The sequence below is a fragment of the Stenotrophomonas veracruzanensis genome (genome assembly GCF_032911525.1).
GTDB classification, from domain to species: domain Bacteria; phylum Pseudomonadota; class Gammaproteobacteria; order Xanthomonadales; family Xanthomonadaceae; genus Stenotrophomonas; species Stenotrophomonas africana.
The window spans coordinates 19496-45367 of sequence record NZ_JAWJTI010000009.1; the positions used below are offsets into that span (position 1 = coordinate 19496).

At 66.6% G+C, this 25872-nt stretch carries 29 protein-coding genes and 1 tRNA gene; 19 read left to right on the top strand and 11 right to left on the bottom strand.

Annotated features, from left to right (window positions below):
- Position 1 precedes the first annotated feature (1 nt).
- The 3 genes from R1H25_RS08590 to R1H25_RS08600 all read left to right on the top strand — a co-directional run bounded on the left by R1H25_RS08590 (position 2) and on the right by R1H25_RS08600 (position 1459).
- Positions 2–322, top strand: a complete 321-nt coding sequence (locus R1H25_RS08590) for a YbaB/EbfC family nucleoid-associated protein (RefSeq protein ID WP_010483846.1) — start codon at positions 2–4, stop codon at positions 320–322.
- A 111-nt stretch (positions 323–433) separates the two neighbouring features.
- Positions 434–1033, top strand: a complete 600-nt coding sequence (recR, locus tag R1H25_RS08595) for a recombination mediator RecR (RefSeq protein ID WP_057501949.1) — start codon at positions 434–436, stop codon at positions 1031–1033.
- 66 nt (positions 1034–1099) lie between these two features.
- Entirely contained in the window at positions 1100–1459 is a 360-nt protein-coding gene (locus R1H25_RS08600; protein WP_010483842.1) for a histidine triad nucleotide-binding protein, read from the top strand.
- Positions 1460–1539: 80 nt separating this feature from the next.
- Here R1H25_RS08600 and R1H25_RS08605 read toward each other — a convergent pair whose 3' ends face one another.
- From R1H25_RS08605 to R1H25_RS08620, 4 genes are read right to left on the bottom strand one after another with little or no spacing between them, the layout of a single operon-like run.
- Positions 1540–2067 (bottom strand): Slp family lipoprotein, encoded by a 528-nt coding sequence (locus R1H25_RS08605; RefSeq protein ID WP_005408301.1) that lies wholly within the window; start codon positions 2065–2067, stop codon positions 1540–1542.
- Entirely contained in the window at positions 2064–4013 is a 1950-nt protein-coding gene (locus tag R1H25_RS08610; RefSeq protein ID WP_317223360.1) for a DUF3488 and transglutaminase-like domain-containing protein, read from the bottom strand. Before R1H25_RS08610 ends, R1H25_RS08605 begins: the two co-directional genes overlap by 4 nt.
- Positions 4006–4920 carry a DUF58 domain-containing protein gene (locus R1H25_RS08615; RefSeq protein ID WP_170935804.1) on the bottom strand — a complete coding sequence of 305 codons (915 nt, stop codon included), beginning with the start codon at positions 4918–4920 and terminating at the stop codon, positions 4006–4008. Before R1H25_RS08615 ends, R1H25_RS08610 begins: the two co-directional genes overlap by 8 nt.
- 32 nt (positions 4921–4952) lie before the next feature.
- A complete protein-coding gene (locus R1H25_RS08620; RefSeq protein ID WP_049444061.1) occupies positions 4953–5906 on the bottom strand; it encodes a MoxR family ATPase in 954 nt (317 codons plus the stop codon).
- Positions 5907–5948: 42 nt separating this feature from the next.
- Between R1H25_RS08620 and R1H25_RS08625 the strand changes: the two genes are divergently transcribed.
- Entirely contained in the window at positions 5949–7784 is a 1836-nt protein-coding gene (locus tag R1H25_RS08625; RefSeq protein WP_057501947.1) for a glycosyltransferase family 39 protein, read from the top strand.
- 101 nt (positions 7785–7885) lie between these two features.
- On the opposite strand, the gene R1H25_RS08630 is transcribed toward R1H25_RS08625, so the two are convergent.
- Positions 7886–8455, bottom strand: a complete 570-nt coding sequence (locus tag R1H25_RS08630; RefSeq protein ID WP_049444065.1) for a nucleoside triphosphate pyrophosphatase — start codon at positions 8453–8455, stop codon at positions 7886–7888.
- A 113-nt stretch (positions 8456–8568) separates the two neighbouring features.
- On the opposite strand from R1H25_RS08630, the gene R1H25_RS08635 reads away from it, so the two are divergent.
- From R1H25_RS08635 to R1H25_RS08705, 15 genes are all read left to right on the top strand, one after another.
- The gene (locus R1H25_RS08635) at positions 8569–9078 is read left to right on the top strand and encodes a YceD family protein (protein WP_049444067.1); all 510 of its coding nucleotides are present in this window, start codon (positions 8569–8571) and stop codon (positions 9076–9078) included.
- A gap of 107 nt (positions 9079–9185) precedes the next feature.
- Positions 9186–9380, top strand: a complete 195-nt coding sequence (rpmF, locus tag R1H25_RS08640; RefSeq protein WP_004154640.1) for a 50S ribosomal protein L32 — start codon at positions 9186–9188, stop codon at positions 9378–9380.
- Between the two features lie 91 nt (positions 9381–9471).
- Positions 9472–10449, top strand: a complete 978-nt coding sequence (locus tag R1H25_RS08645; RefSeq protein WP_014646186.1) for a beta-ketoacyl-ACP synthase III — start codon at positions 9472–9474, stop codon at positions 10447–10449.
- 77 nt (positions 10450–10526) lie between these two features.
- On the top strand, positions 10527–11309 hold the full coding sequence (locus tag R1H25_RS08650; RefSeq protein ID WP_088481015.1) for a serine/threonine protein phosphatase: 783 nt from the start codon (positions 10527–10529) through the stop codon (positions 11307–11309).
- A gap of 240 nt (positions 11310–11549) precedes the next feature.
- On the top strand, positions 11550–12494 hold the full coding sequence (gene fabD, locus R1H25_RS08655) for an ACP S-malonyltransferase (RefSeq protein WP_049444071.1): 945 nt from the start codon (positions 11550–11552) through the stop codon (positions 12492–12494).
- Positions 12495–12575: 81 nt separating this feature from the next.
- Positions 12576–13319: a 3-oxoacyl-ACP reductase FabG gene (gene fabG / locus R1H25_RS08660; protein WP_057501944.1), complete on the top strand. Its 744-nt coding sequence runs from the start codon at positions 12576–12578 to the stop codon at positions 13317–13319.
- Between the two features lie 152 nt (positions 13320–13471).
- The gene (acpP, locus tag R1H25_RS08665) at positions 13472–13711 is read left to right on the top strand and encodes an acyl carrier protein (RefSeq protein WP_005408313.1); all 240 of its coding nucleotides are present in this window, start codon (positions 13472–13474) and stop codon (positions 13709–13711) included.
- Between the two features lie 143 nt (positions 13712–13854).
- A complete protein-coding gene (fabF, locus tag R1H25_RS08670; protein WP_049444073.1) occupies positions 13855–15117 on the top strand; it encodes a beta-ketoacyl-ACP synthase II in 1263 nt (420 codons plus the stop codon).
- Positions 15118–15272: 155 nt separating this feature from the next.
- Positions 15273–16637, top strand: a complete 1365-nt coding sequence (locus R1H25_RS08675) for an aminodeoxychorismate synthase component I (protein ID WP_317223361.1) — start codon at positions 15273–15275, stop codon at positions 16635–16637.
- Positions 16638–16792: 155 nt separating this feature from the next.
- On the top strand, positions 16793–17854 hold the full coding sequence (mltG, locus tag R1H25_RS08680; protein ID WP_317223362.1) for an endolytic transglycosylase MltG: 1062 nt from the start codon (positions 16793–16795) through the stop codon (positions 17852–17854).
- A complete protein-coding gene (gene tmk, locus R1H25_RS08685; protein ID WP_317223363.1) occupies positions 17851–18516 on the top strand; it encodes a dTMP kinase in 666 nt (221 codons plus the stop codon). The genes mltG and tmk overlap by 4 nt, the downstream gene beginning before the upstream one ends.
- Positions 18513–19469 carry a DNA polymerase III subunit delta' gene (locus R1H25_RS08690; protein WP_241881841.1) on the top strand — a complete coding sequence of 319 codons (957 nt, stop codon included), beginning with the start codon at positions 18513–18515 and terminating at the stop codon, positions 19467–19469. Before tmk ends, R1H25_RS08690 begins: the two co-directional genes overlap by 4 nt.
- Positions 19466–19819, top strand: a complete 354-nt coding sequence (locus R1H25_RS08695; protein WP_005412452.1) for a PilZ domain-containing protein — start codon at positions 19466–19468, stop codon at positions 19817–19819. The genes R1H25_RS08690 and R1H25_RS08695 overlap by 4 nt, the downstream gene beginning before the upstream one ends.
- Positions 19820–19935: 116 nt before the next feature.
- Positions 19936–20010 (top strand) — tRNA-Val (locus tag R1H25_RS08700).
- Between the two features lie 207 nt (positions 20011–20217).
- A complete protein-coding gene (locus R1H25_RS08705; protein WP_106549828.1) occupies positions 20218–20598 on the top strand; it encodes a tautomerase family protein in 381 nt (126 codons plus the stop codon).
- Positions 20599–20678: 80 nt separating this feature from the next.
- On the opposite strand, the gene R1H25_RS08710 is transcribed toward R1H25_RS08705, so the two are convergent.
- The 6 genes from R1H25_RS08710 to R1H25_RS08735 all read right to left on the bottom strand — a co-directional run bounded on the left by R1H25_RS08710 (position 20679) and on the right by R1H25_RS08735 (position 25871).
- Positions 20679–21752 carry a contractile injection system protein, VgrG/Pvc8 family gene (locus R1H25_RS08710; RefSeq protein ID WP_317223364.1) on the bottom strand — a complete coding sequence of 358 codons (1074 nt, stop codon included), beginning with the start codon at positions 21750–21752 and terminating at the stop codon, positions 20679–20681.
- A complete protein-coding gene (locus R1H25_RS08715; RefSeq protein ID WP_049430174.1) occupies positions 21743–21958 on the bottom strand; it encodes a tail protein X in 216 nt (71 codons plus the stop codon). The genes R1H25_RS08710 and R1H25_RS08715 overlap by 10 nt, the downstream gene beginning before the upstream one ends.
- Entirely contained in the window at positions 21942–22409 is a 468-nt protein-coding gene (locus R1H25_RS08720; RefSeq protein ID WP_317223365.1) for a phage tail protein, read from the bottom strand. Before R1H25_RS08720 ends, R1H25_RS08715 begins: the two co-directional genes overlap by 17 nt.
- Positions 22410–22411: 2 nt before the next feature.
- Positions 22412–24874 (bottom strand): phage tail tape measure protein, encoded by a 2463-nt coding sequence (locus R1H25_RS08725; RefSeq protein ID WP_317223366.1) that lies wholly within the window; start codon positions 24872–24874, stop codon positions 22412–22414.
- 120 nt (positions 24875–24994) lie between these two features.
- On the bottom strand, positions 24995–25285 hold the full coding sequence (locus R1H25_RS08730; protein ID WP_005408325.1) for a phage tail assembly protein: 291 nt from the start codon (positions 25283–25285) through the stop codon (positions 24995–24997).
- A gap of 82 nt (positions 25286–25367) precedes the next feature.
- On the bottom strand, positions 25368–25871 hold the full coding sequence (locus R1H25_RS08735; protein ID WP_005408326.1) for a phage major tail tube protein: 504 nt from the start codon (positions 25869–25871) through the stop codon (positions 25368–25370).
- Position 25872: the final 1 nt, after the last annotated feature.

Genomic DNA, 25872 nt, shown 5'->3' on the forward strand with positions numbered 1-25872 from the left:
CATGCGCGGAAACATCGCCCAACTGATGCAGCAGGCCCAGAAGATGCAGGAAAACCTGCAGAAGGCCCAGGAAGAAATCGCCAGGATCGAAGTGACCGGCAGCGCCGGTGGCGGCATGGTCAGCGTGACCCTGACCGGCGCCAAGGAATGCCGCAAGGTGCGCATCGACCCGTCGCTGGCCAGCGACCCGGAGATGCTGGAAGACCTGATCGCCGCCGCCTTCAACGATGCCTCGAACAAGATCGATGCCGAGTCGAAGTCGAAGATGGGTTCGGCCACCGCCGGCATGCAGCTGCCGCCGGGCATGAAGCTGCCGTTCTGATGTTCTGCGTGGCGCCTGTTGCTGCAGGCGCCCGCTGCAACCCTCAGTCGAGCATCGCTCGACTCTACACGTAGCTGTCGAGCCTGCTCGACGCCATCAAAGCATGCCGCCGTGTCCGCACCCCTGCTTGAACAATTGATCGATGCACTGCGGGTGCTGCCTGGCGTAGGCCAGAAGACGGCGCAGCGCATGGCCTATCACCTGCTCGAGCGCGAGCGCGAAGGTGGCCAGCGCCTGGCCGAGGTGCTGGCGTTGGCGGTGGAGCGAATCGGCCACTGCGCGCAGTGCCGCGATTTCAGCGAAACCGAGCTGTGCCCGACCTGTGCCAACAGCAGTCGCGAGCGCAGCCAGCTGTGCGTGGTCGAATCGCCGGCCGACCGCCTGGCCATCGAGAACGCCACCGGTTTCCGCGGTGTCTACTTCGTGCTGCAGGGCCGCCTGTCGCCGCTCGATGGCATTGGCCCGCGCGAACTGGGCCTGGAGCAGCTGGAGCGGCGCCTGGCCGAAGGCGAGGTGCAGGAACTGATCATCGCCACCAGTGCCACCGTCGAAGGTGAAGCCACCGCACATTACCTGGCGCAGCTGGCGCGTGCACGCAAGGTGCAGCCCAGCCGCCTGGCGCAGGGCCTGCCGCTCGGTGGAGAGCTGGAGTACGTCGATCGCGGCACGCTGTCGCACGCGTTCGGGACGCGCAGCGAATTCCGCGATTGAGCAACGGCCGGCATGTCCGGGTGTGCGCGGCCTACAATGCGGGAGACATCCCCGCCGAGGCCGACCATGAGCAACGAAACCCTCTTCAGCAAGATCATCCGTCGCGAGATCCCGGCCACCATCGTCTACGAGGATGACGAGGTGCTCGGCTTCAAGGACATCGCACCGCAGGCGCCGGTGCACGTGCTGTTCATTCCGAAGAACGAGATCATCCCGACCCTGGACGACCTGCAGCCGTCGCAGGCGCACCTGATCGGCAAGCTGGCGCTGGCTGCCGCCGAGTACGCGCGCCGCGAGGGCTTCGCTCAGGACGGCTACCGCATCGTGATGAACTGCCGCGAGGATGCCGGGCAGACCGTGTTCCATATCCACATGCACCTGCTGGCTGGTGCGTCGCTGGGGCACTTCGGTACCCCGGGGCGTTGAGCCTGCGCACCGCATGGATCCACAGGATGCAGAAAGGCCGCCCGAGGGCGGCCTTTTCCGTCACGCCTGTGCGGCGGTGATCACCACCAGCCCCAACGGCCGTAGCCGCCCCAGTACGGGCCATACGGGCCCGGGCCCCACGGGCCATAGGGGTAGGGCACCACGTCGACCTGGCGTTGTTCCGGCCACAGGTAGATCACATCGGCTGACAGCTTCGGCAGGCGGTAGTCGTACTCGCCGATGCGGGTGTTCTGGTAGCCGTCGATCTTGCCGATGAAGGTTACGTCGCGGCCGGCCTCAAACACGGCCGGGTCATAGAAGCCGGCACGGCATGCGATGAAGCGGCCGTCGCTGGCGTCGGACGAGGTGGTGTTCGGACGGCCACTGCCATTGAGCGGGCGCGAGATGATCTGGAAGCAGGTCTCGCCTTGGCCGGGCTTGGTTTCGATGATGCGACCGCCCCAACGGACCGGCGTACCGACCTGCTGGGTGGCGACCGAGTCGCGCGGGGAGACCAGGCTGAACTGTCCCTGCAGCGGCTTTGGGGCCGTGGCGCAGGCCGACAGGGCCAGCGTGGCCACAGCGGTGAGGAGGAACTTGGTGTTCATGGGGAGGCTCCGGAAGTCGGGCGATGCCTGCGCAGGTCCCGCAATAATGAAGCGAGGTCGGTGCAAGTTCCAGCGTAACGCGCATCAGCGAAACGCTGGCTGAGCGTGAGCAGGGCCGGATCGGGATGCTGGGCATGCACCCGGTGTGCCCAGTCGCCTGCGGTTTCGTGGGGATGCCGGGCCCACCCGAGGCGGGCATAGCGCCGGCCCAGCCCATGCCAGGCACGCAGCAGCGGATCACGTTCGCGCTCGCCACGGGCCAACAGCCACGCCATCCACGTCAGTGCCAGCAACGCAGCGATCACAAAGCCGGCGACCAGCTGTCCGGGCCCGAGGTCATCCAGCCCGAACGGCTTGAGCAGCTGTTGCTGGCGGCGCGCGTCGAAGGACAGCACCAGATCGTTCCAGCCGCGGCGCAGCCAGTCGCCCATCTGCCCCAGCTGCAGCCAGCGCTGCTGCAACGGGCTGTTGGTGCCGGCCTGCAAGCGGTCGTCGAGTGTGTCGAGAATGCGTTCCGGTGCCACGGCGGCGGTCGGGTCGACCCGTACCCAGCCGCGCTGTGGCAGCCACACCTCGGCCCAGGCGTGGGCATCCATCCGCCGCACCACCCAGTAGTCGCCAATACGGTTGCGGGTGCCGCCGGCGAAACCGGTTACCACCCGTGCCGGGACGCCGGCGTTGCGCATCAGCACCACGAAGGCCGAGCTGAAGTGTTCACAGAAGCCGGCCTTGTAGCCGAACAGGAACTCGTCAACCGGATCGCGCCCCGCCGGCGGCGTTTCCAGCGTGTAGGAGAAATCGGTGGTGATCCATTGCAGCGCGCGGCGGACGATGGCCTCGTCATCGCCGGCGGCATCCTGCCGCCATTGCCGGGCCAGGGTTGCCGTACGTGGATTGAAGCCGGCGGGCAGCTGCAGCGTGGCGCGGCGCAGGTAGGGCGACAGCGCAGTGTCGAAGCGCTGCGGCGGCGCCGAATGCAGTCGCCAGCGGCTGAGCGAGGCCAGCGAGCGTTCACTGCTCAGGCTCATGTCCGCGTCCAGCGTGCTGCCTGCCGGGGCACGGCTGGGCAGGTCCAGCGCCACCAGCTGGCGGCGGTCTGTGGGCTCGTAGTCGATCTGGTAGTCCCAGCCCTGCGCACCGGCGTCGACCACTGCGGCGGGACGTCGCGCGCTGGCCCGGTCGCGCGTCCAGCGCCGGCCATCGAAGGCGGTCAGCACCGGCCCGCGCCAGTAGCGCTGTGCCGGCTCGGGCACAGCACCAAAGAACTGCACGCGCAGCGCCGGGGTGTCATCGGCCATCAGGTCCAGCCATTGGCCGGGTTCCATGCTGTCGGACAGCCCCGGCGTGCCGACGGCGCGCTCGGGAACACCCCACAGCGGCGTTGCCAGGCGTGGGAACAGCCAGAAGCAGGCCAATGCCAGCGGCAGGCCGATCGCCAGCAGGCGGCCGACACCGCGCAGCTGCCCGCGCAGCGGCAGGCGGCCGGCGTGGCCTTCATCCTGGGCCAGGCGTTGCAGGGCGAGCAATGCGCTGACCCCGGCCAGTGCGGCCAGTGCTGTTGTCAGCGGCCCCTGGTCGAGCAGAAACGCCGCAAACGGCGAGAACAGAGCGAAGCCGAGCAGGCTGCGGGCATCACGCAGGCTGCGCAACTCGCTGGACTTGATCGCCAGCATCGCCGCCAGCAGCGCGCAACCGGTATCGCGCCCTGGGCGCACCATGCCCATCTGCCAGACGATGGCGGCAAGCATGGCCAGTACCAGCAGCAGGCGCACCGGCATTGGCAACTGCCTTCGCCACGACAGGGCGGCGGTGATGATTGCCGCCAGCGCGATCACGCCAGCCAGCAGTGGTGGCAGCTGCAGCAGCAATGGCAACAGCGCCAGCGCCGCGCTGGCCAGGGTCCAGGTGCGGGCAGTGCGGTCAAGCAGGAGAGGGGACTCAGTCATGCGGCATCAACGCCAGCGCGCGCAGGCACAGGTGATGGTGGCTGGCACCCTGGCCGGGGCCGAAGGGGGGATGTGCCGGCAGCAGCAGGGTGTAGCGGCGGCCTTCGCGCTCGGCCATATCCACCCAGCGCGCCAACCGCGCGATGCGTGCTTCATGGCCCAACGGCGCCAGCGTGCGCCAGTCCAGGATGACTTCGATGCCGATCGGCTTTTCGTACTCGCGCACCAGCAGGCTGTCGCGGCGCGCCGAGTGCTTCCACGAAATACTGCGCGGTGCATCGCCTGCGCGGTACGGCCGCAGCTGGTGCAGCTCTTCGCCGCTGGCATGGGCGCGTGTATGCAGCGGATCGTTGCCACTCTCCGGTAGCGCAGGGCTCAGCGTTTCGGCCAGTGGATAGACCAGCAGCGGTTGTTCCGGCCATACCCATGACCATGCCCGCACCAGCCCCAGCGGCTGCGTAGTGGACAGGCGGATGCGTGGCAGTTCCAGCCAGCCGCGGCGCTCGCTGGGCACCTCCAGCTCTACTTCGCCACGGCCGTGTGCAGGCAGTGGGGTCCAGGCCTCGCTGCCGCCCAGCTGCAGGTGCAGGCCGTGACGTGCGCGGGGATCGCGCAGTGACAGGTCCACGCGCAGCCGCAGCGGTTGCCCGGCGGGAACCGGCTCGGCGGAGATGGCGTCGATCTGCACGCCGGACAGTTGCAGGTGCGCGGCGATGGCACTGGCGATCGCTGCGGCCGCCAGCAGCAGGGCCAGCAGCAGGGCCGGGTTGTTGTTGTAGTTCAACGCGCCCAGCAGCATCGCTGCCAGCAGGGTGGCGACGAACAGCCCGAAGCGGGTGGGCAGTACGTAGATGCGGTGGCGGTCCAGCCGCTGCGGCAGCGCTTCGGGCCTGCGAGGGCGAGCCATCAGCTGCAGTCGTGCCCAGCGCGTGGCCACGCTCAGTCGACCGCAACGGTCTGCAGGATCGCGCGTGCCAGTGCCGGCCCCGAGCTGGATTCGGCCTCGGCCACCAGACGATGGCCCGCTACCGCCACGAACAGGGTCTGCACATCTTCGGGCACTACATGGCCGCGCCCCAACAGCAGTGCGTGCGCCTTGGCCGCGCGCAGGAGGGCCAGACCGGCACGCGGCGACAGGCCCACGCGCACGCCGGCGTGCTGGCGGCTGCGGGTCAGCAGCGCCTGCACGTAGTCGATCAGCGCGTCGCTGGCATGCACGTGGTTCACTGCGTCGCGCAGCGCGCGCACCTGGGTGTCATCCAGCTTCGGTACGGCACGCGCGATCAGATCGCGGCGATCGGTGCCGCGCAGCAGTTCGCGCTCGGCCTGTGCGCTGGGGTAGCCCATCGCCAGCCGCAGCAGGAAGCGGTCCAGCTGCGAATCCGGTAGCGGGAACGTGCCGGACAGATCCACCGGGTTCTGCGTGGCGATCACGAAGAAGGGATCGGGCAGGGGATGGGTCTGCCCATCCAGGGTCACCTGCTGTTCGGCCATCGCCTCCAGCAGCGCGCTCTGCGTGCGCGGCGGCGCACGGTTGATCTCGTCGGCCAGCAGCACGTGGGTGAACACCGGCCCTGGATGGAACTGGAACTGGCGGCTGCCGGCTTCGTATACCGAGACGCCCAGTACATCGGCAGGCAGCAGATCGGAGGTGAACTGCACGCGCTGGAAGCTGAGGCCGAGGCTGCTGGCCAGTGCGTGCGCCAGCGTGGTCTTGCCCAGACCGGGCAGATCCTCGATCAGCAGATGGCCGCCGGAAAGCAGGGCGACGAAAGCCAGCCTGACTTCCGGCACCTTGCCCAGTACCAGTGCATTTACCTGATCCTGTGCCTCCCGCAGGGCCTGACGCAGTTGATCGGTTAGCATGCTGGGATTGGGGGGCGAGGCTGTCATGATCGTCTCAGATCTGGAATCCACTCGATTATCCATAGAGCAATGCAAGGCGAACAGCGCGCACGAACGATATTTCTCTGGTTATGGACGCTGGTCACAGCGGCCAAACTGGTGGTGGCTGCGCGCCTGCCGCTGTTCGTCGATGAGGCCTTCTATTGGCAGGAAGGTCAGCACCTGGCGGCTGCGTATTCGGATCTGCCCGGGCTGACTGCATGGCTGGCCCGGCTGGGCGTGGAGATTGGTGGCCATCATGTACTCGCCCTGCGCTTGCCGTTCCTGGCCATCGGCGCGCTGCTGCCGTTGCTGGTGGTGCGCACCGCAACCCGCTGGTTCGGCAATGTGGCGGGTTGGCAGGCGGGCAGCCTCACGCTGCTGATGCCGTTGTCGGCGACGCTGGGCCTGCTGGCAGTGCCCGATGTACCGATGGCCCTGGCAGCGGCGATCTGTCTGCATGCAGGTGCGCGGCTGTTGCACAACGTCGACGCATCATCGGCCATGAAGCTTGCGCTGGGCCTGGCGATCGGTGCGCTCAGCCACTATCGCTTCATTGGTGTCATCGGCGTCGGTTTCATTGCGCTGCTGGCGCTGCCGCAGGGGCGGCGCATGCTGGGTGACCCACGCGTTTGGGTTGCACTGGCGGTGGGCGTGCTGGCATGGCTGCCACTGCTGGCATGGAATGCAGACAACCACGATGCCGGCCTGAAGTTCCAGGTGGTCGAGCGCCATCCCTGGACATTCGAGTGGGGTGGGCTGTGGTTCCTGGTGATCCAGCCGATGCTGGTCACCCCGATCCTGTGCATGGCGATGTGGAAGGTGGCGCTGGCCGGTACCCGCAGCGGCGGCGGCGCGCGCGTGCAGTGGCGCTACTTCGGGCTGGTGGGGGGCGTATCCACCCTGGGCATCTTCCTGCTGGGCTTCTTCACCGACGTCGAGCGCATCAGTTTCCACTGGCCGCTGCCGGGCTACCTGGCGCTGCTGGTGGCGGTGCCGGTGGTGCTCAACGGGTGGCCGCGCTGGCTGCGGCGCACCGGTTGGTGGCTGGCAGGCGCAGGCATGGTGCTCGCGTTCGGCTACTACCTGATGGCGTCCACGCCTTCGTTGCGTGAAGAGTTGGCCGGCAGCAAGTACTACCCGCGCAATTTCGCCGGTTGGCAACCACTGGCTGTCGCGGTTCACGAAGAGCTGCGGCAGATGCCGGAAGGGACGCGCGTGCTGGCCGGCAACTTCAAGGTCGGTGCCGAACTCGGTTTCCAGCTGGGCAATGGCAACATCGAGGTGCTGCCGCATCCGCTCAATGACAAGCATGGGCGCACCGCGCAGCTGGCGCAGTGGGGCCTGCTGCATGAGGGCGAGCGTTCGGCACCGATGCTGCTGGTGCTGTCACCCAGTGACCAGCGCTACCGCGATCTGCTGGCGCGCTATCACGCCATCTGCGAACAGGTGGGGCCGTTGCCGGCGCCGCGGGTGGTCAGCAGTGACCATGGCTTCCAGCGCTTCCTGCTGTTCCGGCTGCCGGTGCAGCGCGCTCCCGGGCCATGCGTGACCCCGGCGATGGCCTGGCTGGATGCACCCGGTGCTGGCGAGAAGGTGTCCGGCACGCTTGCCATCAAGGGCTGGGCGTTCAAGGACGGTGTCGGGCTGGCACGGGTTGAAGTGCTGGTCGATGGCCGCTCGATCGGCGATGCGCGCTATGGGCGCGCCTTCGATGTGCGCCAGACCTGGCCGGACAGCACCGATCCGCAGCATCCCGCCGTCGGCTTCGATGCGTCATTGGACACGACGACGCTGGCACCTGGGAGGCATTGGCTGGGCCTGCGCCTGTTCGGCCGCGATGGCAGCGTAGAGGTGTGGCAGGAGCAGCCGTTCGAGGTTCGTTGAGTCCTCTGGTCCTGTAGAGCCGAGCCGATGCTCGGCTGCTTCTGATTCAGATGGCAGGCAGCCTCGAAAAAAGCAGCCGAGCATGGGCTCGGCTCTACAGTTCACGGCACCGCGTACCCGGCCTGCCGCAGCAATCCGCACACCGCGATCAACGGCAGGCCGATCAGCGCGGTCGGGTCGCGGTTGTCGATCGCCTCGAACAGGCTGATGCCCAAGCCCTCGCACTTGAAGCTGCCGGCGCAGTCCAGCGGCTGTTCGGTGGCGACGTAACGGGTGATCTCATCCCGTTCCAACACGCGGAACCGTACTTCGGTCAGGTCGAGGGCCGTGAATGAATCTCCATTCCCGCTGAGACAGACGGCGGTATGGAAGCGCACGGTCTGCCCGGACATCGCTGCCAGCTGTGCGCAGGCGGCCTCGACCGTGCCGGGCTTGCCCAGCGACTGGCCGTTCAGATCCGCCACCTGATCCGAGCCGATCACCCAGGCGCCCGGATGCCGGGCAGCCACCTCGGCGGCCTTGGCGGCGGCCAGTCGCGTGGCCAGGGCCAGCGGCGCTTCGCCGTTCAACGGGGTTTCATCCACCTCCGGGCTGGCGCACTCGAAAGGCAGGCCCAGCCGTTGCAGCAGTTCGCGCCGGTAGCGGGAGGTGGAGGCCAGGACCAGTGACATGCGAGAATTCCGGGGCAGGGCGCGGCAGTCTGGCCCGTGCGCGGCGCCAGCAGCAAGTCCTGTATGGCGGGCATTTGACAGCTGCCGCCCCGATCCTTAGTATTCAGCGGCTTATGTCCGCGAACGTGCCCGAAACGCTGGATGCCTGGCGGATGGTTGTAGCGCGAAGGCGCTTCGACGGTCAGGTCTCCCTGGCTGAATTGACCCGCCTGCAGGGCTTGGTCGCCGATACCGAAGGTGAGTGCAATTACTCGCTTGAATTCGGTCGCGACGACGTCTTGCGGGTATCCTATGTGGAACTGACCATCGATACCGCGTTGCCGCTGACCTGTCAGCGCAGCATGCAGCGATTCCTGTTGCCGGTGAAGATGACCCAGAGGCTTGGCCTGATCCGCGACGAGGACGAGGAATCGTCCCTGCCGGAGGAGTACGAGGCGTTGCTGGTGCCGGAAGACGGCCAGCTGCGTCCACTGGATCTGGTCGAGGACGAGTTGGTGCTGGCAGTGCCGGTTGTGCCGCTGTCGCCCGATGGCGAAGCAGTCGACAAGGACTGGGCGCCGAGCGAAGAAGAAACGAAGCAGGCCAACCCGTTTGCGGCGTTGGCAGCACTGAAGAAACAATAGCAGCCGGATTGTCGTCGGCGGCTGCGGCGAAAGCGAAAGTGTGCTGGGCGCTGGCGTCCTGCGCGACGATACGACGAAGCAAAACGAACCGAGTTTGGAGCAATCCCATGGCTGTGCAGAAATCCCGTGTCACCCCGTCCCGCCGCGGCATGCGTCGTGCCCATGACGCCCTGAGCGCCAAGCAGCTGTCGACCGACCCGACCACCGGCGAAGTGCACCTGCGTCACCACATCACTGCCGATGGTTTCTACCGCGGCAAGAAGGTCATCCAGACCAAGACCTCGGCCGTCGAAGAAGATTGATGTGCCGGGAAGGCCGCTGCCCCCGGGCAGCGGCCTTTGCCTTCTTTCCCGGGCGTGCCGGTGATCGGCGGCCCGCGCAACAGGAAACATGATGAGCAAGCGGATCTATTCGAGGATCGCGGGCACCGGTAGCTATTTGCCGGAAAAAGTCCTGACCAATGCCGACCTGGAAAAAATGGTCGAAACCTCGGATGAGTGGATCCAGTCGCGCACCGGAATTCGCGAACGGCACATCGCGGCCGAAGGCGAAACCACCAGCGACCTTGGCTACAACGCCGCCCTGCGGGCGCTTGAAGCCGCAGGCATCGATGCCTCGCAGCTCGACATGATCGTGGTCGGCACGACCACTCCTGATCTCATTTTCCCGTCCACCGCGTGCCTGATCCAGGCCAAGCTCGGTGTGGCCGGGTGCCCTGCCTTCGACGTCAACGCAGCCTGTTCCGGCTTCGTGTTCGCGCTGGGCGTGGCCGACAAATTCATCCGCTCCGGCGACTGCAAGCACGTGCTGGTGATCGGCACTGAAACGTTGACCCGCATGGTCGACTGGAACGATCGCACCACCTGCGTGCTGTTCGGCGATGGCGCCGGCGCTGTCGTGCTCAAGGCCGACGAAGACACCGGCATCCTCAGCACCCACCTGCATGCCGACGGCAGCAAGAAGGAGCTGTTGTGGAACCCGGTCGGCGTCTCGACCGGTTTCAAGGACGGCGCCAACGGTGGTGGCACCATCAACATGAAGGGCAACGACGTGTTCAAGTACGCCGTCAAGGCGCTGGACTCGGTCGTGGACGAGACCCTGGCCGCCAACGGCCTGGACAAATCCGACCTGGACTGGCTGATTCCGCACCAGGCCAACCTGCGCATCATCGAAGCCACCGCCAAGCGTCTGGAGATGTCGATGGACCAGGTGGTGGTGACGGTCGACAAGCATGGCAACACCTCGTCCGGCTCGGTGCCGCTGGCGCTGGATGCGGCCGTGCGGTCCGGCAAGGTCGAGCGTGGCCAGCTGCTGCTGCTGGAGGCCTTCGGCGGTGGCTTCACGTGGGGTTCGGCCCTGCTGCGCTATTGATAGTGCAAGTTACGACAACGTGAAGTCTGTCGTTGCGGCCCCTCTGGGGCCGTAACGCGTTTTAAGGAGGACCTGTCATGGTTGAGCCCATCGTCATCGAAGGGCAACGTGCCTGGCTGAAGCAGTACGGCAAGGGAAGCCGAGCACTGGCCCTGGGCCTGCTCAATTTTGTTGCCCGCCGTTTCCATCTCGATGCCCTGCGCCCGCCACCGCACCGCGGCGGTGATGCGGCACGCGAAACCGAGGCCCGTCGCCTGGGGGAGCTGCAGGCGCAGGGCGTGAACGTGCCCGACGTGCTGGGCACCGGCCATGCCGCGCTGGTGATCGGCGACAACGGCAATTCGTTCAATACCTGCCTGCGCCAGGCCGATGAGGCCGGTCGCGACCGGCTGGTGATGGCGGCGATGCAGGCCATCGCCGAGGCGCATGGACGCGGCGCGTATTTTGGCCAGCCGCTGCCGCGCAACCTCACCTGGGATGGGCAGCAGGTGGGCTTCATCGACTTCGAGGAAGATCCGCTGGAAGTGATGGATCTGTCCGAAGCGCAGGCCCGCGACTGGCTGATGTTCGGCTACGGCGTGGCCAAGTACTACGCCGACCGCCCGGAGCAGCTGCAGGCGATGATGGCCGAGGCGATGGGCGATGCCCAGGCGCCGGTGCGCGAGCACGTGCACGCAGTCAGTGGCCGCCTGCGCAGCCTGGCCCGGGTGTGCATGAAGCTGGGCCGCTCAGCGCGCGCGCTGGCCCATTCCATCTTCATTGCCCACGGCGCCAGCACCGCTGGTGTGCTGCTGCTGGTCGGCCTGTGCGTGGATTTCCTCGCCGACGGCGACCTGGACGTCCTGCAACTGTTCTGCTGATGGCAGGTTCGCGCTGCGGTGGAGTCGACTGTTGGTCGACATCCGCGCGCAGCGCGGGTTTTCAGGGGCTGATCGAAGGGCGGTCGACCAACAGTCGCCGCTACCTGGGCGGGGACACCGCGCCGGATGCCGGGTTGTCCCGCGGCCGCGCTCCATACGCGTGCATACGCGCACGTACAGACGACACGGCATGTTCCCCCTTATCATGGGCCGCTTCGATTGCAACAAGCGGATGACCGCGTGACCGTATCCACCCTCGCTTTTGTCTTCCCCGGCCAGGGCTCGCAGTCTGTGGGCATGGTGGCCGAGCTGGCCGAACTGCACCCGCAGGTGCGGGACGCCTTCACCGAGGCATCCGATGGTGCCGGCGTCGACCTGTGGGCGCTGTCCCAGGGCGGCCCGGAGGAAATGCTCAACCGTACCGAATACACCCAGCCGGCCCTGCTGGCCGCAAGCATCGGCGTGTGGCGCGCCTGGAACGCCGTCGGCGGTCCGCGTCCGTCGGTGCTGGCCGGTCACAGCCTGGGCGAATACACCGCACTGGTTGCCGCTGGCGCGCTGAGCCTGCATGACGGTGCGCACCTGGTGCGCCTGCGCGGCCAGCTGATGCAGGAAGCCGCTCCGGCTGGCGTCGGCGCCATGGCTGCGGTGCTTGGCGCCGAGGACCAGCTGGTGCTGGACGTCTGCGCCGAAGCCGCAGGCAGCCAGGTGGTGGTGCCGGCCAACTTCAACTCGCCCGGCCAGATCGTGATCGGTGGCGACGCCGATGCAGTCGACCGCGCGCTGGCGCTGCTGGCCGGGAAGGGCGTGCGCAAGGCGGTCAAGCTGGCCGTCAGCGTGCCCTCGCATACCCCGCTGATGCGCGAAGCCGCCAACCGCCTGGCCGAAGTGATGGCCGGCCTGAACTGGCACGCGCCGCAGCTGCCGGTGGTGCAGAACGTCGATGCCCAGGTCCATGACGGCATTGACGCGATCCGCACCGCACTGGTGCAGCAGTTGTACCAGCCGGTGCAGTGGACCGGTTGCGTGCAGGCGCTGGCCGCCCGTGGCATCACCCAGGTTGCCGAGTGCGGCCCGGGCAAGGTGCTGACTGGCCTGGTCAAGCGCATCGACAAGGCCATCGATGGCCGTTCACTGGCCACGCCGGGCGACTTCGAAGGCGCCCGCGAGGCATGGTCGGCCTGATACCCCCTGTTCTGCCGACCGTACCGGTGGCCGCTGCAAGCGGCACGGGTGCGGCGGCCGCCCCAGCCTGAGGAAAACATCATGAGCAAGCCCCTGCAGGGTGAAATCGCACTGGTCACCGGCGCCAGCCGTGGCATTGGTGCCGCCATCGCCGATCTTCTGGCCGCCCAGGGCGCCACCGTGATCGGTACCGCCACCACCGAATCCGGTGCTGCTGCGATCGGTGAACGCCTGGCCGCCCACGGTGGCCACGGCCGCGCACTGAACGTGACCGACGCTGCCGCGCTGGACGGCGTGCTGGACGGCATCGCCAAGGAATTCGGCCCGATCTCGATCCTGGTCAACAACGCCGGCATCACCCGCGACAATCTGCTGATGCGCATGAAGGATGAGGACTGGGCGTCGATCATCGACACCAACCTGACCAGCGTGTTCCGCACCAGCAAGGCGGTGATGCGCGGCATGATGAAGGCGCGCAAGGGCCGCATCATCAACATCGCATCGGTGGTGGGCGTGACCGGCAATGCCGGCCAGGCCAACTACGCGGCCGCCAAGGCCGGCATCATCGGCTTCAGCAAGTCGCTGGCCAAGGAAATCGGTTCGCGCGGTGTCACCGTCAATGTGGTCGCTCCTGGCTTCATCGACACCGACATGACCAAGGCGTTGCCGGAAGAAGCGCGTACCGCGCTGATCAACGACATCGCCCTCGAACGCCTGGGTTCGCCGGAAGACATCGCCCATGCGGTGGCCTTCCTGGCCAGCCCGGCTGCCGGTTACATCACCGGCGAAACCCTCCATGTGAACGGCGGCATGTACATGCCGTAAGCAAGGGGCGCAGGGATTGCGCCGCAAGTGGTTGATCTGCTGAGGTTTTTGCTGCAATGCAAGGCCGCGCCGGTTTCCACTACACTATCCCACGGCCATCGCCTTTGATGGCGACCACTTTTGAACCACAACTCCATCTGGAGCGAGATCCCATGAGCACCATCGAAGAACGCGTCAAGAAAATCGTCGTCGAACAGCTTGGCGTCAAGGAAGAAGAAGTCACCAACAGCGCATCGTTCGTCGATGACCTGGGCGCTGACTCGCTGGACACCGTCGAGCTGGTGATGGCCCTGGAAGAAGAATTCGAGTGCGAGATCCCGGACGAAGAAGCCGAGAAGATCAGCACCGTGCAGGCCGCCATCGACTACGTCAAGGCCCACGTCAAGGCCTGATGTCAGACGGCAGTGCGCGCGCGGGTTGATCCTCGCCGCGCACCGCACCCCATGGGGCCGCTGTTGCGGCCCCGTGTGTTTGGGCATCACATCGAAGCAAACCGAGTTACCCGCAGAAATCATCCGGGTCAGGAGAAACAGCAATGAAGCGTCGCGTCGTCGTAACCGGCCTGGGTATCGTCTCGCCGTTGGGCAATGATCTGGCCAGCAGCTGGGAAGGCATCACCCATGGTCGTTCGGGCATCGGTCCGCTGACCAACGTTTCTGATGCCTACCTGGACCGGTTCACCACCAAGATTGCAGGTGAGGTCAAGGGATTCGACATCACCGCCGACAATGAACTGTTCGGCAAATTCCGGGTCAGCGGCAAGGATGCCAAGAAGATGGACCCGTTCATCCATTACGGCCTCGGTGCCTCGTTCATGGCCCTGCACGACTCGGGCCTGGAGATCACCGACGCCAATGCCGAGCGCATCGGCGCCATCGTCGGCGCCGGCATCGGCGGCCTGCTTGGCATCGAAGAGCAGACCATCGAGTTCCACGAGGGCAAGAAGATCTCGCCCTTCTACGTGCCCAAGACCATCATCAACATGCTGCCGGGCCAGCTGAGCATCATCACCGGCCTGAAGGGTCCGTCGTTCTCGGCGGTCTCGGCGTGCGCGACCTCGAACCACTCGATCGGTACCGCGATGCGCATGATCCAGTACGGCGATGCCGACGTGATGGTGGTCGGTGGTGCCGAGCGTGGCTCGTCGCCGACCGCCGTGGGCGGTTTCTGCGCGATGAAGGCCATGAGCACCCGCAACGATGCTCCGGAACAGGCCTCGCGCCCGTGGGACAAGGACCGTGACGGCTTCGTGCTGGGCGACGGCGCCGGCATCCTGATCCTGGAAGAGTACGAGCACGCCAAGGCCCGTGGTGCGAAGATCTACTGCGAACTGGCCGGCTTCGGCGCGAGCTCCGACGCGTACCACATGACCGCGCCGAGCGAGAACGGCGAAGGCGCCGCGCGCTGCATGGTCATGGCCATGAAGGATGCCGGCGTGAGCCCGGAGCAGGTGGGCTACCTCAACGCGCACGGCACCTCCACGCCGCTGGGCGACCTGGGCGAGACCATGGCGATGAAGACCGCCTTCGGCGACCACGCCTACAAGATGATGGTCAGCTCCACCAAGTCGATGACCGGCCACCTGCTGGGCGCTGCCGGCGGCGTGGAAGCGATCTTCTCGGTGATGGCGCTGCAGGACAACGTCATTCCGCCGACCATCAACCTGCAGCAGCCGGGCGAAGGCTGCGACCTGGACTACGTGCCCAACGAAGCACGCCAGGCCAAGGTCGACGTGGTGATGTCCAATGGCTTCGGCTTCGGCGGCACCAACGGCACGCTGATCTTCAAGCGCGTCTGACCGGGTTGTAGAGTCGAGCTTGCTCGACTCCGCCCTTGTGTAGAGTCGAGCCATGCTCGACTGAACGTGCAACACAGTCGAGCAAGCTCGACTCTACGCACGAGGAGGCCGCCGCAAGGCGGCTTCCGTGCATCTGAATCCCCGAACTGGCCGCCATGACCCACGCCCCGCTGATCCACCCGCTGCCGCACCCGATCGATCTGCTTGCCCTGCAGCAGCACGACCCGGCGCGCTTCCCGCTGCTGATGGAGTCCACCGCCTCGGGTACCGCCCAGGGCCGCTGGAGCCTGCTGCTGGCCGCGCAGGGCGATTGTCTGCGGCTGGATGCCGATGGCCGGGTGCGCGACCAGCACGATGCGGTCCACGCCGGCAGCTTCCTGCAGGTGATGGACCGTGCCTGGCAGCGCGAACGCCTGCCGCATGACGGCAGCCACAGCCTGCCGTTCCGCGGCGGCTGGGCGTTGATGCTGGATTACGAAGTGGCCAGCCAGATCGAACCGGTGCTGCCGGCGCGCGCGCGCGCGGACGGCCGCCCGACCGCGTTGGCGCTGCGCTGCCCGGCGGCGGTGCTGCATGACCACCACAACGATGCCAGCTTCGTCATCGCCGAAGCCGACGAGCAGGCGTTGCTGGATGCGCTGGTGGCACTGGCCTCGGCCGCGCTGCCCGAAGCCGGGCAGGGCTGGCAGCCGCCGCAGTTGGTGGGCGAGGATGCGCCGCAGCGCTTCACCGACGGCGTACGCCGGGTGATCGAGTACCTGCGTGCCGGCGACGTGTTCCAGGTGAACCTGTCGCGGCGCTGGAGCGCGCAGTTCGCTGCGCCGGTCAGCCCGCAGGCGCTGTACGCGCAGCTGCGCCGTGCCAACCCGGCACCGTTCGCCGGCCTGTTCAGCGCCCATGGCCGCCATGTGGTCAGTTCCTCGCCGGAGCGGCTGGTGTCGGTGCATGCCGGCCACGCGCAGACCCGTCCGATTGCCGGCACGCGTCCGCGCTTCGAGGGGGACGATGATGCCGTGCGCATCCAGGAGCTGGTCGGCCACCCGAAGGAGCGTGCCGAGCACGTGATGCTGATCGACCTGGAGCGCAACGACCTGGGCCGCATCTGCCTGCCCGGTACCGTGGTGGTCGATGAGCTGATGACCGTGGAAAGCTACGCGCACGTGCACCACATCGTCAGCAACGTCAGCGGCCACCTGCGCCCCGAGGTCACGCCCGGCGAGGTGATTGCCGCGACCTTCCCCGGCGGCACCATCACCGGCTGCCCGAAGGTGCGCTGCATGCAGATCATCAGCGAGCTGGAGCAGGTGCCGCGTGGTGCCTACACCGGTGCGTTCGGCTGGCTGAACCGCGATGGCGACCTGGACCTGAACATCCTGATCCGCACCGCCGAAGTGGACGGGCATGAGGTGAGCTTCCGCACCGGCGCCGGCATCGTGGTCGACTCGGACCCGGACAAGGAACTGGACGAGACCCGCGCCAAGGCCCGCGGCCTGCTGCGCGCACTCGGCCAGCAAGGGTAGTGCCGGCCGCTGGCCGGCAACCTCATTCATCCGGGGCCGCGGTTCTGGTGGGTGCCGACCTTGGTCGGCACGGATGCGGGCATCTGCCACCCGGTCATGACCCCAATCCACCGGCACGGTATCCTGCACGACGGAATCGAGTTCAGAGGTAGTCCATGGCGGGAGCCAAGCGCGGGTGTCTGTTCGTGGTAACGCTGGTGGTGGTGCTGGCCGCCGTCGTGGCCGGCGCGGGCGCGTGGTTCTTCTACCAGCAAACCCGGTTCGCCGACGCCCCGATCACCCCGACCGCCGAGAGCATGGTCATCGCCAGCGGCGATGGCATGAACAGCGTGCTGCGCAAGCTGCGCGACGCCGGCGTGGACGAGGGCCAGGACGCGCAATGGCAGCTGCTGGCGCGCCAGCTTGATGCCGCCGGCAAGCTGAAAGTGGGCGAGTACGCGCTCAGTGGCGAGCTGACCCCGCGCGAGCTGCTGCTGCGCATGCGCGCCGGCAAGGTGCTGCAGCACCGGGTCACCATCGTGGAGGGTTGGAACATCCGCCAGCTGCGTGCCGCGCTCAAGCGCGCCGAGCCGTTGCTGCACACCACCGACAGCCTCGATGACGCCGCGCTGATGCAGCGTCTCGGGTTTGGTGGCCAGCATCCGGAAGGCCGCTTCCTGCCGGAGACTTACGTCTACCAGCGTGGCGACAGCGATCTGGACGTGCTCAAGCGCGCCCACGCCGCAATGGAAAAGGCGCTGGATGAAGCCTGGGAAAGCCGTGCGCCGGACCTGCCGATCAACACGCCGTACGAACTGCTGACGATGGCGTCGATCATCGAGAAGGAAACCGCGCTGGCCAGTGAGCGTCCGCAGATTGCCGGTGTGTTCATGCGCCGCCTGAAGATCGGCATGCGCCTGCAGACCGACCCAACCGTGATCTACGGCATCGGTGCGGCGTATGACGGCAACATCCGCCGCCGCGACCTGACCACCGATACGCCCTACAACACCTATACCCGTGCGGGCCTGACCCCGACCCCGATCGCCATGCCCAGCCGCGATGCGCTGATGGCGGCCGCGCAACCCGCAGCGGGCGACGCGCTGTACTTCGTCGCCGTGGGCGATGGCAGTGGCGCGCACGTGTTCTCGCCCAGCCTGGACCAGCACAACGCCGCAGTGGCCCGCTACCTGCAGCAGCTGCGCCAGCAACGTACCCAGGAGACCCCGGCGCAATGAGTCCCGCGCTGCTTCGCCACCCGCGTTTCGTCAGCCTGGAAGGCGGCGAGGGCGCGGGCAAGACCACCGCCATCAATGCCATCCGTGACTGCCTGCGCAGCCACGGCCACGAGGTGGTGCTGACCCGCGAGCCTGGCGGTACGCCGCTGGCCGAGCGTATCCGCGGCCTGGTGCTGAAGCCCGATGCCCAGATCGCCGCCGAACCGCTCAGCGCCGAAGCCGAGCTGCTGCTGGTGTTCGCTGCACGCGCGCAGCATGTGCGCCAGGTGATCCAGCCGGCGCTGCAGCGCGGCGCCTATGTGCTGAGCGATCGCTTCACCGATTCCAGCTACGCCTACCAGGGGGGGGGCCGTGGCCTTGATCCGCAGTGGATTGCCGACCTGGAACGCCGCGCGGTGGGCCTGCTGCCGGGCCTGACCCTGCTGCTGGACGTGGACGTGGCAGTAGGCCGCGCACGCGCCAATGGCCGTGACCTGTGGCCGGACCGCATCGAGAGCGAGCAGGACGATTTCTTCCAGCGCGTGCGCGAAGTGTTCCGCGGCCGCGCACAGCAGGACCCGCAGCGGTTCGCCCTGATCGACGCTGGCCAGGTGCAGGAACGCGTCGCCGCTGATGTGGTCGCGCGTGTCGAGCACTGGCTGCAGGACGGGGAGAGCGCATGAGCCGTTTCTCGCCGTGGCAGCAGCGCGCGTTCGATCAGACCGTGGCCGCGCTCGATGCCGGTCGGCTCGGTCATGGCCTGCTGATCTGCGGCCCGTCCGGGCTGGGCAAGCGCGAGGTGGCGTTGGCCTTGGCCGACCACGTGCTGGCGCGCGGTGATGCCGCGCATGCCACGCGCACGCGCCAGCTGATCGCCGCCGGTACCCATCCGGACCTGCAGCTGGTCAGCTTCATTCCAAACAAGAGCGGCGACAAGCTGCGCACCGAGATCGTCATCGAGCAGGTGCGTGAGATCACCGACAAGCTGGCGCTGACCCCGCAGTACGGCGTGGCGCAGGTGGTGATCGTCGACCCGGCCGATGCGATCAACCGCTCGGCCGCCAACGCGCTGCTGAAGACGCTGGAAGAACCGCAGCCCGGCCGCTACCTGTGGCTGATCAGCAGCGACCCGGCGCGTCTGCCGCAGACCATCCGCAGCCGTTGCCAGCGCTTGGAATTCAAGTTGCCGCCACAGCACGAAGCGATGGCCTGGCTGCAGCAGCAGGGCCACAGCGAAGCATCGGCGCGCGAAGCGCTGGACGCCGCGCGCGGCCATCCCGGCCAGGCCGACAACTGGCTGCGTGAAGATGGCCTGAGCCTGCGCCGCGAAGTAGGGCGCGAGCTGGAACAGTTGGCCGCCGGCAAGGCCGGTGCGGTGGAGCTGGCGCAGAAGTGGTGCGGTGACGACAACGCGGCGCTGCGCCTGCGCTTCGCTGCCGACCTGGCGCTGGCCCAGGCCAGCACCGATGCCTTGACCACGCCGGAGCGATTGCACAAGCTTGCAGCCTGGTTCGATGCGGCCAACCGCACCCGCGACCTGCTGCGCACCACGGTGCGTGCAGACCTTGCCGTGGTCGAGTTGCTGCTGGCCTGGAACAAGGTGAACGAGCGGCCTGCCGCAAGGGGAAATCGATGAGTGCCAGCAACGCCCGCCAGGGCATCCTGTCCCTGGCCGTGAAGGACAAAGCCGCGCTGTACAGCGCGTACATGCCGTTCGTGAAGAATGGCGGCATCTTCGTGCCCACGCCCAAGCGCTACTTCCTGGGCGACGAGGTGTTCCTGCTGCTGACCCTGCCCGATTCCAGCGAGCGCCTGCCGGTGGCCGGCAAGGTGATCTGGGTGACCCCGGCCGGCGCGCAGGGCAACCGCACCGCCGGCATCGGCGTGCAGCTGGCTGACGGCGCCGAAGGCGAGGGCGTGCGCCACAAGATCGAGACCCTGCTGGCCGGCCTGACCGGCTCGGACAAGCCGACCCATACGATGTGATTCCGGTAGCGCCGGGCCATGCCCGGCCACGACCTCGAAACACCCGTGAACACGAATGTGAAAAACTGTTGACGGCCTCTGAAAAGCCCCTATAATGAGCGGCTCAGCAACACACCGGGCGGTTAGCTCAGCGGTAGAGCATTGCCTTCACACGGCAAGGGTCACAGGTTCGATCCCTGTACCGCCCACCATGTTGCAGAACGAAAGAAGCCTCCAGAAATGGGGGCTTTTTTGTTGCCTGACCATCAGCGCGACTCTCCGGCTCCCGCAACCGCGCGAAGCGCTCGGGGACGCACTTCACCGATGCGGGCAGAGGATTCCATCCATGTGCTGTTGCGTGGTTCCCGGCCGGCGTACTCTCGAGGCACTGCCGTGTCCCCATTCCCCGGAGTGCCACCATGCCGCTCGCCCGCATCGATCTTCGCAAAGGTAAATCCGCCGACTACCTGCAACGTGTCGGCGAAACCATCTACCAGGCCATGCGCGCGGTGGGCGTGCCGGAAAACGATCGCTTCCAGATCTTCCAGGAACACGAGCCCGGCACGCTGATCTACGACGCCAGCTACCTGGGCGTGGACCGCACCGACGATTTCATCTGCATCCAGATCACCTGGAACGAAGGACGCACGCTGGAGCAGAAGAAGGCGTTGTACGCCGGCATCGCCGAGGGATTGCACGCGGCGGTGGGCATTCGCCGCGAGGATGTGTTCATCAATCTTGTGGAAGTGAAGAAGGAGAACTGGTCGTTCGGGAACGGGGTTGCGCAGTACGTGAGTTGATGCGCGAAAAGCATCCACGCATGGCGTGGATCTACCGAGCTTGGTCGAGGCCGCCGATGTAGATCCACGCCCGCGTGGATTTACACCTCGCTGCCGACCTGCTCGCCTTCGGTGGCCGCGGCACTGCGGGCCGCCTTCACTGCGTCGGCGCTGTTGGGTTGTTCGCACTCGATGCTGGTCACGTAGCCGTCGTGGCTGATGTTGTGCTCGGCGCGCTTGACCAGCCACTGCCCGTCCACGCCATCGCGGAAGCCCTGCATCACCACCGTGGCTTCGGCCATCAGCGTCTCGCGGCCGGGTAGGGTGTAGCTCAGCGTACGCGTCTGCCGGGCCTGTTCCTGGTGCTTGGCGCGCGCTGCAGCTTCGGCGGTTTCGCGGTCGGCGTAGGCCATGCGCAGGCGCACGATCGGCTCACCGCTGCCCAGCTTCACTTCCTGGCGCGTGGCACCGCGTACATCGCGGTAATAGGCGATGGTGGTGCCTGTCTTCTCGCGTGAGACGATGCTCACTTTGTAGGCACTGCCATCGGCCGGGGTCAGGGTGACGTCGGGAATGCGCTCACCGCTGGCACTGGTGGATTCGCCCCGCTTGACGAACATCAGGCGGCCGCCGCCCGGCTTGGCGATGGCATCGTGCTGCTTGGCCAGGCGCAGCAGCAGGTTCATGTCCGACTCCTGCGACTGCACCGTCAACGGCAGCGCGATCGATGCAAGCGACCCGCTCACGGCTGCCTCCATTCCGTGTTCGCCGGCCATGCGTTGCACCATGCCGCCGATGGTCGTGCCCTTCTTCCAGGTGCGCGTCTTCTGCGTCTGCAGATCGTTCTTGCCGCCCTTGCTGGCTTCGAACGGCGCTGCGCGGGCACGCAGGGTCATGCTGCCCGGGTAGCCGGAAATCTCCACCTCGTCGCAGATGTACAGGCCCATGCGCCGCACGTCACCGTCGTAGCCGATGAAGGCCTCCAGCTCCGCGCCTGCCGGCGGCAGCTGGATCGGATCGGAAGGATCATGGTCGGCCAGCTGCAGTTCCAGCATGTCCGAGTTGTTGTCGGTCTCGTCGGTGATCCGCAGCGACTTGAAGCGCGACCTGATGGTGTCGGTGATGTCCTGGTTGTTGGCCACCACACGGAATGCCGGTGTGATGTTCAGTCCCACAGGGCCACTCCCTTGCGCTCGTTTGCCGGGCGCTGCACATCCGGCAGGGTGATCGCCATGCCCGCGGGCAGTACCGCGCCGCGTGCGGCAAGGCCCGGGTTGGCGTCGAATACCGCGCGCAGGATGGCCGGCGATTGTTCGCCATAGTGCGTGTACGCGATGCGGTCGACGACGTCGCCGTCGCGGGTGTTATACGTTCGTGCCATCGCTGTGCTTCCGCAGGGAGAGGGTGAATTCGTGTTTCAGGATCGCGCTGTCGGCGGTGAACTCGCTGGCGGTGGCATCGATCTTCTCGATGACCCACAGGCCCAGGTTGCCGCCTTTGCCGGTCAGCAGTCGATGAGGCGTGCCCTGCGCGGCCAGCTTGCGCAGCTGTGAGAGCTCATTGCCGGCGCTGCGGAACTGGTAGTAGATGACGCCCGGCAGGGTCATGCTGGCTGAGCCCGGTCCGGTGTACTGCAGGGCCGCCATCTGGCCGATGCGGTCCTGCGCCTGCCAGCGATACTCGTTGGATTGCTGGATCTCCCGGAAGACCGCGGTGTTGAGGCTGAACTTGAAGCCGCCCAGCATCAGCAGGACCGGGGCGTTGCCGGAGTCATTGGCTTTGAACTGCGACAGCAGCTTGTCCACAGTGCCGGTTACGAATTCGCGTTTCATGCTCAGTTCCTGTCTGCCAGGCCACCACGGGCGGCAACCGCGTTGCGACGCTGCAGCTCGTCGGCCGTGCGGCGCGCCACCGCTTCGCTGGATTCGCCTGGCTGCTGGTGGATGGTGATGTGGTTGGTCTGCTGCTGCTGCACCGTGGTGGCGCTGCGCGGGGTGGGCGAAGGCATCTCCGGTGCGGCACGCCCGGCCGGCGTACCAAAGGCATTCGGCATGCGTGGCTGCACGCTGGCGCTGTGCATGCTGGCGGGCGCCAGCATCACCGGAGGCAGCTGTATGCCGCCGTCTGCGCGTATCGCGCCGTAGGCATCAGCCGCGGCGTTCACACCAAGCGCGATCTTGTCCTTGGCGGTGCCCAGCACGCCCCCGACCTTGTCCATGATGGTACCGACCACCTCCATGAAGGGGGCGATCTTGGCCATCATCGTGTCGATCACGCTGCTGACCTTCGCTGAAACCCAGTCCCAGGCACTGCCGAAGGTGACGACGATGAATCCAGCCACCGTGCCGATGACCTCACCGATCATCCTGAAGACCTCGGCGACGAAGCCAGCGACCTGGATGACGGCGCGGAAGTTGAACATCAGCGCTTCGCCCACCAGCTTGCCGATCTCGCCCACGCGGGAGAGTTCGTTTCCGGTGTACTGCGCCGGGGCCAGCATCCGCGACAGCCAGTCCCAGGCCTGTCCCAGCAGGGCACTCACGGCCTCCCACGCCGGACGCAGCGGCGCAACGGCATTCATCAGCTCTCCCATCGCTGAGGTGCCCGCGCTGCTGAGACCTTCCCATACACCGCCCAGGAAGGCCTTGATCGGCTCCCAGTACTTGCGGACAAGCAGGGCACCGGCAGTGAGCGCGGCCACAGCTACCGCGATAGGGCCGCCACCAATGGCGCCCACTGCGGTGGCGATGACGCGGAACACCGAGGCGATACGCATGGCCATCGGGCCGAAGCGCCCCAGCTGGGCCAGCAGGTTGCCGGCACGGAACAGCTGGAAGACCTTCTGCACACCCAGGATCGGACCCTTCACGAACGTCCAGGCGTAACGGGCACCCAGCACCGCACTGCGCATGGCGAGCATGCCCACCACCACCTTGGTGGTATTGGCGATCAGCTTCGGATTCTCGGTCACGAAGGTGGTCACGCCGTTCAGCAGTTCGGTCAGCTTCACCGCCGCGTCGCCGACCGCGGGCAGCAACGCCGCACCAAAAGCCTTGGACAGGTTGTCCACGGCGATCTTCGTGCCCTGGATCTTCTCCGGGTCGGTCTGCATGGCATTGGCATACGCCGCATCGGTGGTTCCGGCAGAGCCATTGAGCGCCTTGTCGCGGATCCGGGTGTACTGATCCCAGTTCTGGATCATCGGGCCGATGAAGTTCTTCGCCTGTGCATCGCCGAACAGCTTGCCGATCTTCTGCTGATCGCCGGCCGTGGCCTGGATGATGGCCTGCATCGCAGCGTCGAACGGGTTGCCACCGCTGCTCTGTGCGTCGCTGATGACCTTGCGCAGGTCCAGGCCGAATCCCTTCTTGGCCTTGGCCTGCAGCTCGGGCGACATGATCGATGTCATGAAGCCCTTCATCTGGGTGGCTGCCTGATCAGCGCCGCCCGCGGACCGGCGCGTGGCTTCCAGTGCCGCGCCCATGGTGGCCGCTGCTGCGTTGCCCTGCAGCTTCAGCGCCTGGAATGACGTTCCCAGCACCGGCATTACCTTGGCCATGTCCTTCAGCCCCAGCCCGCCCTGGTGGCTGCTGACGACCAGGACATCCAGCGCCGACTGCATGCTGGCAGGGTCGATGTCGAATGATTGCTGCAGGCCCACGGCGGCGCTGGAGACGTCGTCGATCCCGGTACCGGTGACGGTGGCGGTGCGGCCGATGGCGCGCAGGCTGGTCTGCGCCGACTGTGCATCCATGCCGGCGTCGACCAGCAGCCGGATGGCGCGCTGCAGGTCATTCGCCTTCTGGTTGGTGTTGCCGGTCTCGGCCAGGATCGTCCTGCCCAGTGCTTTGACCTGGCCGTTGTCCAGGCCCGCTGCGCTGCCGATCTGCTGGTTCTGGCGGGCGAAGCTTGAGGCGTTCTCGACCGGCTTGGCCAGCTGGGTCACTGCGCTGCCGAGCAGGGTGCGTGACTCCTTGAAGGAGGTTCCCAGCTTCTTGCGGTTACGCAGATTGGCGGTGCTTGCCTTCTCGATGCGCTCCAGGCCGGTCTGCACCTTGCGCAGGCGATCGCCCTCGCTGGAGAGCCTGGCGTACTCCTGCCGCAGCCCGGCAACGTTCTGCTTGAGCTTTACCAGCGAGGGGTTCGCCTTGCTCATGGAGCGCTGCTTGCGCTCCAGCCTGTCCAGTTCGCTGCCGATCTTCTTCAGTCCGTCCTCGGTGGAGGACAGTGCGGACTTCAGCGAGCCCGAGATCGAGCCACCGATCGTGATCGTTGTCGTTTGAACGTTACTCGCCATGTACCGGCAATCCTTGTATCCACCAGATGAACTTCGACACCCGCAGCGTCATGATTTCGCGCAGGCCCCAGCCGGTATGGCCGGCCAGGGCGAGCACTCCCTGCCTGATCTGCGGCAGGGTCAGGTGGTAAAAAGCGCGACTCCCGACTGCAGGCGGGCGTAATCGCGCAGCGGCAGCTTGCGCAGGTCGTCCGGCGGGATCTCGCACAGGTTGGCGATCATCCGCACTTCACGCTGTGCATCGCTGCCCTTGTCATCCTGGAACCGCTCCATGTCTTCCACGGTGGGTTCGCGCATGCGCAGCACGGCGGTTTCCACGCCATTGACTTGGCGCGGGCGGGTGAGGGTGACTTCGGCATAGCCATCGCGTTCGATGACGTGGTCGTTGGTGGTCTTGGTCTTGCTGGACATGGATGTGTTCCTGGAAATCGAGGGAGCGCGATGAAGGCGGGGGGCGCGAGGCGCCCCCGGTGCTGTGGAGACGCGTGCGGGGTCAGATGCCCAGGGCGCTGCGCAGGCCGGCCAGCATGTCCACGCCGTTCTGCTTGGCGATCATGTTGACCACGTCCAACTCCTGGACGACCAGCGGTCCGTGGGTGAGCTTGTAGTAGCTCAGTGCGAGCGAGATCTTCACCGTGCCCTTCTCGCCGGACTTGGATTCGCCACGATCAATGGCCTTGACCTTGCCGCGCATGTTGTGGACCACGGCGGTGATGCTGCCGTCGCTGGACTCCAGCGCCTCGCGTGCGGTGAAGGAGTACTCCTTGCTTTCCACCACATGGAACTTCCCCATGATGTCCGGGTCATCGGCGATGAGGACAGCCTCGGCTTCAAGCTTCTCGTGGCCCAGGGTGATTTCGGTCGGGGCGAACATGCCACCCGCCTGGAAATCCTCGGTCTTCAGCGTCAGCTTCGGAGCGGTGAAGGATTCGACGTTGCCGGCATAGCCCTTGCCGTCGACGTAGAAGTTGAAGTTCTTTCGGACGTTGCGCGCCATG